At 61.5% G+C, this 12182-nt stretch carries 12 protein-coding genes; 2 read left to right on the top strand and 10 right to left on the bottom strand.

What is annotated here, in order from left to right; translation table 11 throughout:
- The first annotated feature begins 62 nt into the window (after nt 1-62).
- Nucleotides 63-485, top strand: a complete 423-nt coding sequence (locus AC1DK3_RS04720) for a DUF4399 domain-containing protein (protein WP_477191122.1) — start codon at nt 63-65, stop codon at nt 483-485.
- A 22-nt stretch (nt 486-507) separates the two neighbouring features.
- Here the strand turns inward: AC1DK3_RS04720 and AC1DK3_RS04715 are convergent, their stop codons facing one another.
- The 7 genes from AC1DK3_RS04715 to AC1DK3_RS04685 all read right to left on the bottom strand — a co-directional run bounded on the left by AC1DK3_RS04715 (nt 508) and on the right by AC1DK3_RS04685 (nt 7876).
- Nucleotides 508-876, bottom strand: coding sequence for a DoxX family protein (locus AC1DK3_RS04715; protein WP_477191121.1), 369 nt, complete (start codon nt 874-876; stop codon nt 508-510).
- A gap of 45 nt (nt 877-921) precedes the next feature.
- Complete coding sequence (gene dxs, locus AC1DK3_RS04710; RefSeq protein WP_477191120.1) at nt 922-2829, bottom strand: 1-deoxy-D-xylulose-5-phosphate synthase; 1908 nt, start codon at nt 2827-2829, stop codon at nt 922-924.
- A 220-nt stretch (nt 2830-3049) separates the two neighbouring features.
- Nucleotides 3050-3328, bottom strand: a complete 279-nt coding sequence (locus AC1DK3_RS04705; protein ID WP_477191119.1) for an exodeoxyribonuclease VII small subunit — start codon at nt 3326-3328, stop codon at nt 3050-3052.
- Nucleotides 3329-3365: 37 nt separating this feature from the next.
- A complete protein-coding gene (locus tag AC1DK3_RS04700; RefSeq protein ID WP_477191118.1) occupies nt 3366-4310 on the bottom strand; it encodes a histone deacetylase family protein in 945 nt (314 codons plus the stop codon).
- Nucleotides 4311-4352: 42 nt separating this feature from the next.
- Entirely contained in the window at nt 4353-5234 is an 882-nt protein-coding gene (locus AC1DK3_RS04695; RefSeq protein WP_477191117.1) for an SDR family oxidoreductase, read from the bottom strand.
- A 102-nt stretch (nt 5235-5336) separates the two neighbouring features.
- A complete protein-coding gene (locus AC1DK3_RS04690; RefSeq protein ID WP_477191116.1) occupies nt 5337-6110 on the bottom strand; it encodes a crotonase/enoyl-CoA hydratase family protein in 774 nt (257 codons plus the stop codon).
- Nucleotides 6107-7876 (bottom strand): acyl-CoA dehydrogenase, encoded by a 1770-nt coding sequence (locus tag AC1DK3_RS04685; protein ID WP_477191115.1) that lies wholly within the window; start codon nt 7874-7876, stop codon nt 6107-6109. Before AC1DK3_RS04685 ends, AC1DK3_RS04690 begins: the two co-directional genes overlap by 4 nt.
- An 81-nt stretch (nt 7877-7957) precedes the next feature.
- Between AC1DK3_RS04685 and AC1DK3_RS04680 the strand changes: the two genes are divergently transcribed.
- On the top strand, nt 7958-8920 hold the full coding sequence (locus tag AC1DK3_RS04680) for an L-threonylcarbamoyladenylate synthase (protein WP_477191114.1): 963 nt from the start codon (nt 7958-7960) through the stop codon (nt 8918-8920).
- A 20-nt stretch (nt 8921-8940) separates the two neighbouring features.
- Here AC1DK3_RS04680 and AC1DK3_RS04675 read toward each other — a convergent pair whose 3' ends face one another.
- From AC1DK3_RS04675 to AC1DK3_RS04665, 3 genes are all read right to left on the bottom strand, one after another.
- The gene (locus tag AC1DK3_RS04675) at nt 8941-9129 is read right to left on the bottom strand and encodes a hypothetical protein (protein ID WP_477191113.1); all 189 of its coding nucleotides are present in this window, start codon (nt 9127-9129) and stop codon (nt 8941-8943) included.
- A 110-nt stretch (nt 9130-9239) separates the two neighbouring features.
- A complete protein-coding gene (locus tag AC1DK3_RS04670; protein WP_477191112.1) occupies nt 9240-10349 on the bottom strand; it encodes an acyltransferase family protein in 1110 nt (369 codons plus the stop codon).
- A 124-nt stretch (nt 10350-10473) separates the two neighbouring features.
- On the bottom strand, nt 10474-12177 hold the full coding sequence (locus AC1DK3_RS04665; protein WP_477191111.1) for a Clp protease N-terminal domain-containing protein: 1704 nt from the start codon (nt 12175-12177) through the stop codon (nt 10474-10476).
- Nucleotides 12178-12182: the final 5 nt, after the last annotated feature.

Below are 12182 nucleotides of genomic sequence, written 5' to 3'. Positions count from 1 at the left end.
TAATTGACGTTGCCCAGCATCGGCCCCATCTCTGTCGACGGGAAACAATGGAGAGCACTTATATGAAACCTGCAATCTTCGCAGCGCTGGTTGCGCTGACGCTGCCGATGGCGGCCCTAGCGGACAGCGCCCGCGCGCCGTCTCCAAGCGGTGCGAAGGTCTTTATCATCGAGCCGAAGGACGGCGCGACCGTTTCGAGCCCGGTTACCATAAAATTCGGCATCGAGGGCATGGAGGTTGCTCCTGCCGGCTCCGAAACACAGAATAGTGGCCACCATCATCTTTTGATCGACGCGCCGGTGCCCAACGTTGGCGAGGCGATCCCCAAAGACGATCACCACGTTCACTACGGCAAGGGCCAGACGGAAGCATCCGTCGAACTTAAGCCCGGCAAACATACGCTGCAGCTCTTGCTCGGCGACAAGAACCACATTCCGCACGATCCGCCGGTGAAATCGGACGTCGTGACCATCACGGTCGAGTGAGAAGCAACGCGGGGCCCGGCTTTCAGTCGGGCCTCAGCGCGTAACGGCCGGAGCCGTTGGCGAAGAGCAGCAGGAAGCCGCCCGCCATGCAGACGTTCTTCATGAAGTTCGTCGCCTGGGCTTGATCAGCAAAGTCGAAGTGAAAGAACGCCGCGCTGGCCAAGCAGAACGCCGCCAGTGCGAGACCAGCCCAACGCGAAAAGACGCCGAGGAGCACGGCGAGACCGCCGATCACCTCGAGGGCGATGACCAGAGGGAGAAGACCGCCGGGCAGCCCATGAGATTCCATGTAGGCTTGAGTGCCCACGTACCCGGAGATCTTGTTCACGCCCGCCGTAACGAAGATTGCCGAAAGAAGTATTCGCGCAACAAGGCTCACGATCGAATGCATTTCATTCCCTCCGAGTCCCTGAGCCTTTGCGGCCCCCTTCTAATTCTAAGCGCGTTCTCCGACGGCCGCGGCACGGCCGAGCGCCGCGAAAACCGTCTCGACGATGCCTGACGCATTGAGGCGAGCGGCTTCGTACATGGCTTCCGGCTTGCCGTGATCTATGAAGACATCCGGCAGCACTTTGGCGCGCACCCGGAGGCCGCCATCGAGCAAGCCTTCGTCGGACAAGAACTGCAACACGTGGCTGCCGAAGCCGCCAATGGACCCTTCTTCGACGGTGACCAGCACCTCGTGGTTCGTGGCCAGCTCGCGGATCATCTCTCCATCGAGGGGCTTGGCGAAGCGCGCGTCGGCGACCGTCGTCGAAAGCCCGGCAGCTGCGAGTTGATCGGCAGCCTTCAGGCATTCGGCAAGCCGCGTTCCGAGCGAGAGAAGAGCGACCTTCGATCCCTGACGGACGATGCGGCCCTTGCCGATCGGCAGCGGTATGCCCTCTTCGGGCAAGTCTACACCGACGCCTTCGCCGCGGGGATAGCGGAGCGCGCTCGGCCGGTCGTCGATTTGCGCTTGCGTCGCGACCATATGGACAAGCTCGGCCTCGTCTGCCGCGGCCATCACGACAAAGTCCGGCAGGCAGGTGAGATAGGCGACGTCAAACGATCCGGCGTGCGTTGCACCGTCCGCGCCGACGAGGCCCGCGCGATCGATCGCAAAGCGAACCGGCAGCTTCTGAATCGCGACGTCGTGCACGACCTGGTCGTACGCGCGCTGCAGGAACGTCGAGTAGATGGTCGCGAACGGCTTGTAGCCCTCGGTCGCGAGACCGGCTGCGAACGTCACTGCGTGCTGCTCGGCGATGCCGACATCGAAGGTGCGATCGGGGAATTCCTCGCCGAAGTGGTCGAGACCCGTACCCGACGGCATTGCCGCCGTGATCGCGACAATGCGTTTGTCTTTCCGGGCTTCCGCGATCAGAGCGTCGGCGAAAACCTTCGTGTAGCTCGGCGCATTGGGCTTCGGTTTGACTTGCGCGCCGGTGATGACGTTGAACTTGTTGACGCCGTGATACTTGTCGTCAGCGGCTTCCGCCGGTGCGTAGCCTTTACCCTTCTTCGTCACGACATGCAGCAGGATCGGGCCCTGCTGGAGATCGCGCACGTTTTTCAAGACGGGAAGAAGCTGATTGAGGTCATGGCCGTCGAGCGGGCCGACGTAATAGAAGCCCAACTCCTCGAACCAAGCACCGCCTTGCCAAAGGTGACGCGTGTACTCTTCGACGCGCGCCGCACGGCGTTCCCACGCCTTGGGAAGCATCTTCGCAAGCTGTTTGGCATAATCGCGCAGATGCACGTACGTGCCGCTCGACGTAACGCGCGCGAGGTAAGCGGAGAGCGCTCCCGTCGGCGGGGCGATCGACATATCGTTGTCGTTGAGAACGACGATCAGCCGCTCATCGCGAGCGCCGGCGTTGTTCATCGCCTCGTAGGCCATGCCCGCGCTCATCGCGCCATCACCGATGACTGCGATGACGTTGTTCGATTTGTTGCTGAGATCGCGCGCGACGGCCATGCCGAGCGCGGCGGAAATCGAGGTCGAGGAGTGTCCTGCGCCGAACGGATCGTAGGGACTTTCCTCACGGTTCGTGAAGCCTGCGAGACCGCCGGGCTGGCGCAGGGTGCGAATACGCTCGCGGCGCCCCGTCAAAATTTTGTGCGGATATGCCTGATGGCCGACGTCCCAGATCAGACGGTCGTCCGGCGTATTGAAGACCCAATGCAGGGCGACCGTCAGCTCGATTACGCCGAGGCCCGCACCCAAATGGCCGCCGGTCTCGGAGACGGCGCTGATCGTCTCGTCGCGAAGTTCCGCGGCAAGCTGCGGCAGCTGATCTTCCGTCAATTGACGCAGATCATGCGGTGTTTGAATTCGATCAAGTAACGGTGTCTGGCTCACGGTAATACCTTGATGCGGCGGCTATCAAATGCCGTTGTGGAAGCGTGCGGTAAACAATGATCCCTCAAAGGCGCGCTTGCATTCATACCGCCTATCTTCGATCACCCCAACTGCGGAGGCTCGTAGAGGACATAATGCGCTTGCGTGCCGCAGAGTAGTTAATATCTGGCGTTGACCCGTATCATCCGCCGGAGCTTGGCGCTATTACGCGCCGTCCGGTTCAAAAGGGCGCATTTCCGTCCTTGTCGAGCGGCGTCGTGCCCGTTGGCGCGCCGTCAGCTCCAAGCGTCAATTTCTCGACCTTTGCCTCCGCCGCCTTCAATAGGCGATCGCAATGGTCCCGAAGCGCTTCGCCCCGCTCGTAAATGGTGATGCTCTCCTCGAGCTCGACATCGCCGCGCTCAAGCTTGCCGACGATGGCCTCAAGCTCTTTCAGCGCGCGCTCGAACGTCATGTCCTTGATGTCGGCGAAGTTTTTTTCCGGTGCTTTCGTATTCATATTGTCCTGCTTCCGGGCGTGTGGATCGGCTTGCCGCTCAATGGCCTGCGTCAATCAACGCCTTTACGTGGGCTGCAACGGATTGAGCAAGCCCCGTGAGATCATATCCGCCCTCAAGCATTGAGACTATTCGCCCGTTGCCGTGACGCCGAGCCACCTCTGAAAGGGATTCGGTCGCCCATTGGAAGTCCTGTGCGACAAGATTGAGTCCGGCGAGCGGATCTCGCTGATGTGCGTCGAAACCTGCCGAGATCAATAGCACGTCAGGGGCAAAGTTGTGCAACGGCCCCAGGATCCGGCTCCTGAACGCTTCCTCGAATTGTTCGCGTCCGTCGCCCGCACGCAGCGGCGCATTGAATATATTACCGACGCCCGTTTCCCGCAACGCACCTGTGCCGGGATAGAGCGGCATCTGGTGCGTCGATCCGTAGAAAAGATCCTTGTCGGACCAGAAGATTTCCTGCGTACCGTTGCCGTGGTGCACGTCGAAATCGACGACGGCGACGCGTTCGGCTCCATATTTTTTCCGCGCGTAATGTGCGGCGATCGCCACGTTGTTGAAGATGCAAAAGCCCATGGCCCTTTGGCTCTCGGCGTGATGACCGGGCGGGCGAACCTGGCAGAAGACATTCGCGGCCTCGCCTGTCATCACGATGTCGACGGCGTCGAGCCCTGCGCCGACGGCCCGGCGGGAGGCTTCCCACGTGCCCTGCGACGCGACCGTGTCGACGTCGAGGTATTTATGGCCCTGTTCGATGTGCTCGATCGCCCCGGTGAGGCCCGCGATATGCTGCGCGCCGTGCGCCATGGCGATGTAGGTCTTGTCATCTTCCCTGAGGGGCGCTTCGCGGCGTTCCAGGAGTGCGAAGCTCTCGTGCGACAACGCCTCGTCGACGGCCCGCATCCGGTCTGGCCGCTCGGGATGACTATTGCCGGTATCGTGGTTGAGGAAAGCGTGATGGGTGATCAATGCTGTCGTCATATGCTTCAGTCACCTGCTTCCGTCACCGCTCGGGTCTGAGCTTCACGCCAATTCCGACAGCCGTGCGATCTGAACGCCTGGAGGCGGCTTGCTTTCCGCCGGGACGAAGAAGTCGGGCGCCAACGGCATCGACTTATCGACGCGATAGCCTTCGAAATCGCGCACCTTCCCGGTCTCATAAAGAAACGTATCGTCGATCAGGAAATGACCGGAGAACGTTTTCGCCCGTTGACTGAAGACGAGATGTGCCGCGTCGGCGACGATATCTGGCGTGCGGCTCATCCGCATGAGCTTGTCGCCGCCAAGAATGTTCTGCACAGCCGCCGTCGCAATCGTTGTCCGCGGCCAGAGCGCGTTGACGGCGATGCCATCCTTCTTCAACTCGTCGGCAAGCCCCAGAACACACAGGCTCATGCCGTATTTCGCGATCGAATAGGCAACGTGCCCTGAGAACCATTTGGCATGCATATCGAGAGGCGGCGACAACGTCAGAATGTGCGGGTTTTCGGCGCGCTTCAAATGCGGCAGGCACGCCTTGGACGTCAGGAACGTGCCGCGCGTATTGACCGCGAACATCAGATCGAAGCGCTTCAGTTCCGTTTTCTCGATCGGCGTCAACGAGAGCGCGCTGGCATTGTTGACGCAAATGTCGATGCCGCCGAAGCGTTCGACCGTTTCCGCAACGGCGCGCTCGACTTCATCCTCGTTGCGAATATCGCACTCGAGCGCGAGCGCTGCGCCGCCCGCGTCCTCGATCTCCTTCGCGGCGGAATGGATCGTGCCTTCGAGCTTGGGATTTGGATCGACCGTCTTGGCGGCGATTGCGATGTTCGCGCCGTCCCTCGCCGCTCTCTTCGCGATTGCCAGCCCGATGCCGCGGCTTGCCCCAGTGATGAAGAGGGTCTTGCCCTTGAGTGACGCCATTTCCGCTGCTTTCATTCCCTGCCGAATATGGAGTTCAACCTAATATGTTGGCCGCGATAACGTAAGGGGCGTCGGATCCGGTATAGGAGCACAACGCCCGATCTATACCGATTTGTTGAAATTCGGAGCACGTTTTTCGATAAAGGCCGTGAACGCCTCGATCGCCTCAGGAGACCGGAGCCGCTCGCGGAAGACAGCGATCTCCTCGTCGATGCGCTTCAGCACTTCGGCTGGATCACCGCGCATCAGGCGTCGCGCCAACGCCAATGCTTCGGGCGGCTTCTTTGCCAAGCGGCGCGCCGCGTCGAGCGCCGCCCCTTCGAGATCGGCGGCCGGAATAATCGCATTCACAAATCCGGCGGCGACCGCGTCATCAGCCGACATCGGATCGCCGAGCGCGAGCATGGCGAAGGCGCGCACGTAGCCCATCCGCTGCGTCATCAGCAGGCTGGAGGCTGCTTCCGGCGTCACTCCGAGATCGAGAAAGGGCGTCGCAAACATCGCGTCAGGTGCTGCGTAAACGAGATCGCAATGAAAGAGCATCGTCGTACCGATGCCAATCGCGTTACCGCTGACAGCCGCGATCAACGGCTTCTTGATGACGGGCAACAGCCTGATAAATCTCACCACGTCCTTGCCGAGATCGCCGGTGCCCTTCGACGTTGCGAGAAAATCGGCGATGTCGTTGCCGGCGGTGAAAACTCCGTCCGATCCCGTTACAATGTGGGCTGCGATGGAACTATCGGCGTCGGCTGCTTCGAGCGCGTCGCAGAGCGCTCGATACATTGCGCCGGTCAGCGCGTTCTTCTTCTCCGGCCGCGCGATGCGAAGAACCTGAACGCCGCCGTCGCGCCATATTGCGATTTCCGATGTCATGCGAACACCGCGCCATGGGCATCGACGAGCACCGAGTCGGCGCCGTGCTGAACGGATTCTGAGAGACTTTTCACTTCTGTCAGCAGATTTTCTGCGAAGAACCGCGCAATCGCGACGTGGGGCGATCCTTCGGGTTCCGTCAGTGCGCCCTTCGCCAAGTACGTGCCGCCGGCCGTCAGGCTCATGAGCCGCAGGAACGGCGTCGCCGATGCGAGGGCCTTTTCGGGATTACCCGGCAGCGTTTGTGCCATCCACAATGTCGCCGACTGCAGGCCGTTCAAGGCTTCTGTCAGACGCTCGGCGGTATGGCCGAAATCGCTGCGCCGTGCGGCGCGCACTTTAGCGATCGTCTCGCCAAGCCCTGCGAGAAACGTCGTCACCGTCGCGCCGCCATCGAGGGTGAGCTTTCGCGTCACGAGGTCGATGGCCTGAATGCCGTTGGTGCCTTCATAGATCGGCAGAATGCGCGCATCGCGGAGATATTGCGCGGCACCCGTTTCTTCGACGAAGCCCATGCCGCCGTGAACCTGCACACCGAGGGACGCGACTTCGTTGGCGATATCCGTCGAGAATGCCTTGGCCAGCGGCGTGAGCAGCGCGGCGCGATTGAGAGCGTCCTTATGCGTTCTCTCATCTGCACCGCGATGCCCGATATCCAGTTCTTTCGCCGTCGCGTAGCAGATCATGCGCGCGGCTTGGGTGAGCGCTTTCATCGTCAACAGCATGCGCCGGATATCGGCGTGCTCGATGATGGGGCTCATGCCGCCCGTACCATTCGCGGTAAAGCTCTTGCCCTGGCGGCGCTCCTTCGCATAGGCGATGGCGTGCTGCGTCGCGCGTTCGGCAACGCCGACGCCCTGGGCGCCGACGCCGAGGCGGGCCGCATTCATCATGACGAACATGGTCGCGAGACCTCGGTTTTCCTCGCCGACGAGATAACCCGTCGCGCCGCCGTTCTCGCCGAATTTCATTACGCACGTCGGGCTCGCCATGATGCCGAGCTTATGCTCAACACCGGCGCAAATGACGTCGTTGCGATCGCCCAGCGATCCGTCGTCGTTGACGAGGAATTTGGGCACCAGAAAGAGCGAAATGCCGCGCGTTCCCGGCGGCGCGTCGGGCAGGCGACCGAGCACGAGGTGGACGATGTTTTCCGCCATATCGTGGTCGCCGTAGGTGATGAAGATCTTCGTGCCGGTGATTCGGTATGTTCCATCGGGCTGGCGCTCAGCGCGCGTCGAAAGCGGGCCCAGATCGGAACCCGCTTGCGGTTCCGTCAAATTCATTGTGCCGGTCCAATCGCCTGCGACCATTTTCGGCAGGAATTTGGCCTTCAGCGCTTCGCTGCCGCCAGCCTCGATGGCGTGGATCGCGCCCTGCGTCAGAAGCGGACAAAGCCCGAACGAGACGTTAGCGGCGTTCCATATCTCGCCGACCGGCGTTGCGACGATTTCGGGAAGGCCCTGTCCGCCATACGCGCCCGAACAGGGGAGCGCGCTCCATCCGCCTTCAACGTACTGGCGGTAGGCATCGGCGAAACCCGGCGGGGTCGTCACTTTTCCGTCAGATAATTTCGAGCCGATCCGGTCGCCGATTGCGTTCAAAGGTGCTAGGACCTCGGCGCCGAACTTTCCCGCCTCTTCGATGACGGCCACGACGGTATCGGCGTCAAGCTCCGGGTAGAGTCCGCTCGTTTCCATTTCGTCGAGGGCAGCCACGGTCTTAAGCGCAAAGACGATGTCGTCTACTGGAGCCTGATAGGTCATGGATCGTCTCTCAACATTTCTCGGGAACTGGCTGCAGACACTATGCCGAACAGAGGTGCGAGCAAACCGGGTGGAAAATTAATGCAGGGCAGGATTGCTCCCGCCAACGCCGGATGGATCGCCGAAGCGGGACAAATGATCAGGTCGGGTGCGCTCGTCGCATTTCCGACGGAAACAGTCTATGGCCTCGGCGCAGACGCGACGAACGGCGAAGCGGTCGCACGCGTATTCGCGGCTAAAAACCGGCCGACGTTCAACCCGCTCATCGTTCATGTTCTGGGGCTCGAGCAGGCCATCATCATCGGGACGTTTTCGCCGGTCGCGCGGCGGCTGACGGACGCTTTCTGGCCCGGCCCGCTGACGCTCGTCGTGCCGCGCACGGCGAACTCCGATGTCAGCGATCTCGTCTCCGCCGGCCTGCCGACGGTCGCGCTGCGTTCTCCCGATCATCCCGTCGCGCGCGCGCTTCTCCTGGAGGCCCAGCGCCCACTCGCGGCGCCATCTGCCAATCGGTCAGGCCATGTCAGCGCGACACGCGCCGAGCATGTTGCAGCGGACCTCGGCGATAAGGCCGCGCTCATTCTCGACGGCGGCCCGACCACACTCGGACTCGAATCGACGGTGCTTAGCCTTGTAGATGGGGCGCCCGTTCTGCTTCGGCCGGGCGCGGTGACGGTCGAAGCGATCGAAGAGGTTCTGGGCAGCCGCCTGGCGCGCGAGGACGGTTCAACAGACCGGCCCATGTCCCCCGGCCAGCTTCAGAGCCATTACGCGCCGCGAGCGGGTTTGCGGCTGGATGCTTATGACTGGGGTCCGGATGAAGCGGTTCTGGCGTTCGGCGGCATTGCGGAAAAGCCCGCACGAACCGTCATCAATCTCAGCCCATCCGGTGATCTTGTCGAAGCGGCGGCGAACCTCTTTGCGGCGTTGCGCACTCTCGATGCTTCCGGCGCGTCGACAATCGCCGCGACGCCGATCCCACGGCACGGCTTGGGTGAAGCGATCAACGATCGGTTGAAGCGGGCGGCCGCGCCGCGCGAATAAGCTGGTGCGGCTCTCAGAGCTCAGAGAGCGCTGATGACGAGGATGATCTTGTTCACGAGCGGACCCAACATCGGGCTTTGCATGACGAAGCCTTCGAAACCGGCTCGGATAGAGTCCAGCACGTGCAACGATGACGGGGTGAACGCATAGGCTGCCCCGTAAAGAACCGCCGTCGTCACGCCGTTGACAATCACGTATCGCTGCAACATGCCCGCCCCCAACGCCCGTTTACGCTTCGTTAAGAAAAGCACGGGCGCGGCGGTGGGCTCAAGGTTTTTTGGCTGACCTTGGTAAACGGAGCGGGGGAAAGACCGGTCAATCAGGTAGCGGGCAGCGGCGCAACCTGCTCGCGCTTCTTCAGTCGCGCGGTAATAAGCGATCTCAGCTTCATGGCCGGTTTCTCGATCACGATCCACGAGCAAACGGCTGCCGGTAGGACGATGGCGAAGGCCATGAGAGACAGCCAAACGGGTGGCAGGCCCGGCATTAGCCACAGCAGCGTCTGCTGCGTCGGGCCGGCAAAGATGTAGATGCCGTACGAGGCGTCGAATTTGTTGCAAACGGCCCGCAGCAGTCCGAGCGCTTTGGTCGCCAGCCAAAGGGCGGCGTAGCCGAGAAAGAGCGCGGCGCTGATTTCCGCGAGGGGCGTTTTTGCAAGACAAACAAAAAGAACGGCCAGAGGCGCAAGCGCGGCACCGTGGATAACGAGATGCCTGCGAGCTATGTACGCAAGAACGCCGCTGAAGAAGAAGACGATGAAGTAGCGCAGATTGTCGGAGAAGCCGTAGGCTTCTGCTTCGGCGGGCAGTCCCAGCGTCACGGTTCCGACGAGGACGGCAAGACCGGCGATCGCGAGCTTGCGCCAGCGCTCTTCGAACAGGCCCGCGACGCCCAGCGCCGCGAGGATGACATAGCAAAGAACCTCGTACTTCAACGTCCAGAGCGAAGAGTTGACGTAACCGGCGTACGGCAGGTTTTCGAAGACGCCGGGCAGCGGTGCTGCTCCGGTCGTCAGAGCGAGCGTTTTGGCGATGTAGGCATAAAGACCGGTGTCGGCGAAGTATTCGCCAACCGTCAGCTGCGAGACCATCGGGCCGAGCACGAACGATGTTACGGCCACGCAGACGATGAGTGCCGGAAAAATTCGTAGCACACGGGCTGCTGCGAAGTTCAGAACGTTGCGGCTGCGGTCGAAGCTTTGGGCCACCAGCACGCCGCTCAAAATGAAGAATACCTGCACGGCATATTCGCCGAGCGACCGGCCAAGCCACGGCTGCAGCGGCTCTGCTGCATCGGTCCCGGCGGCATACAGATAGCTGTGGGAGATCAGCACGAATGTCGCCATCAGCAGGCGCAAAACGCCGAAGCTATTGGCCTCGGGCGACATGATATCCGCGAGGCGTAGGAAGGGGCGATGTTGTGATTGCATGGCGAAAGGTGCTGGCTTTCCGACGAAATGAAGCCGCACCAATTAAGCCAAATCGGTAAACACTGACCTCTCAGTCATGTTAACGAACGATTGCGCCGAGTATCCATTTGAATCGCCCCGTCGCTCAAGCACCGGCTTCCTTGAGCCGCTGCTCTTCGGCCGCGACCGTCGCTTTCGTCGACGGCCAACTGGCGCTGATCCAATCGTCGGTTCCAAAAAGCCAATACATGAAGCGATGCCGGCGATGATATCGCTCGATGATGAAGCGGTTTGTCGCCTCCATGTGGTTGTTCAATGCGGCGAGCGTTTCAGCGGGCAACGCGGCGTCGCGATCGATGCCCGCCAGACGGTTCAGGATATTGGCGACGTCGGTCGCCGATTCCGTGCGCCACTGGTCCATGGAGCCAGCGAGGGTATGCTGGTTCTCGTTGACCTTCAGCAAGGCCTCGTGGACCTCCGTGAGGTCGTGCGCATAGGCTTGGTGCTTCGCGGCTGCCGTTTCGATCTCGGCGGCGACGGCGCGCTCGACCTCGGTCATGCGTTCCACAAGACCGACGGCGAGTTCATTCAACGATCCGTTGTGCGTATCGAGCTTATTCGACAAACCGTCGATCTTATCGAAGCCTCCGAGCAATGCATCGGTTCTTCCGGCATCCGTCGACGTTGCGAGTACCCGGCCGATGTCATCCTCGAGTTTCGCGAGACGGTCGGCGAGGTCGCCGATGCCGCGATGCTGATCGTGTCCGAGCACCGCCTCCTCGATGATGTCGAGACGATCGGCGATGGGTTTCAGATCGACGACGCCATCGGACACCGGGCGCGTTCGTATCGATGCCTCCAGTTCCTGAAGCCGGGTCGAGAGAACCGCCCACGATTGCGACATCTCTTGCAGGCGAAGCTCGAGCGCCGCTTCGATGTTCTCGAGTTTTGAAACGAGCGGAAGTGTTTCGACTGAGGCGGCTCCTCCGTCGCGGAGCGTCGCTTCGAGGGCTCCGATGCGCTCGATCAATACGGCCTGCCCGCGCCCCTGATCATCCTGGTGCGCAAGCGTATCGCGTGCGAGATCGCGGACGAGGCCCGCAATGATGTGGCGCTCATTCGAGAAATCGTGGCTCAGTCCCCGCAGCATTTGCTCGAGCGCATCGATGCGAGAATTCTGGAGTGCGTCAGCCGGTGCTCCCAAATAGTCGTTGCGATAGGAGGGCCGCCCGTAGTCGGCGGAATAGCGGAGGCTGCTTGGCTGATAGCGGCTATCAGCGCGCGTCAACGGCGGCAGAGGCTCGGGCATTTCTCTCGGCATGTCTCTCTGGGCGAGGCGCGAGGAAAAGCGAAAAAGCAATTCGGACTGTGCAAAATCCGATCTTTGATCGAAAAGCACATGCAGGAGATCGTCGACGCTCACTGCAGCATTTCTTCGCGATGCGAACGACGCCGCGAGCCGCAGGAGTTCCGCCAATTCATCCGAGCGTCGCGGTGAGACGGCGCCGCTTCCGGGGGCAGCCGGAATGTCGCCCGCGATGATGGTCGCGGTCTCGCGCTTCAGAGCGACAACGCGCACGCCGTGTGTCTCGAGAGCGACTGCGGCCGGATCGACGCGGGTCATCGCGTTGAGCAAATGCTCGACGCGGACTTCGATCGAGCGATGCGCGGATGCGATGTCATAAGCCTGGTTGAAACAAGCGAGCACCGTATCGTCGACAAGGACCGGTCCCGCTTGAAAGGGTCCGCGCTTGCCGTTCGGCGATGGCGCGTCGGACTGGGGCAAAACATCAGCGGGCGTCCAAGTCTGCTGTGTTCTGAGGTCGAGATCCTCGCCGTGATACGCCATCGCGC

Source organism: Hyphomicrobium sp. 01T421 (assembly GCF_056398805.1).
Note: the sequence above shows the minus strand (reverse complement) of the source record. Positions and strands in the feature narration are given on the sequence as shown.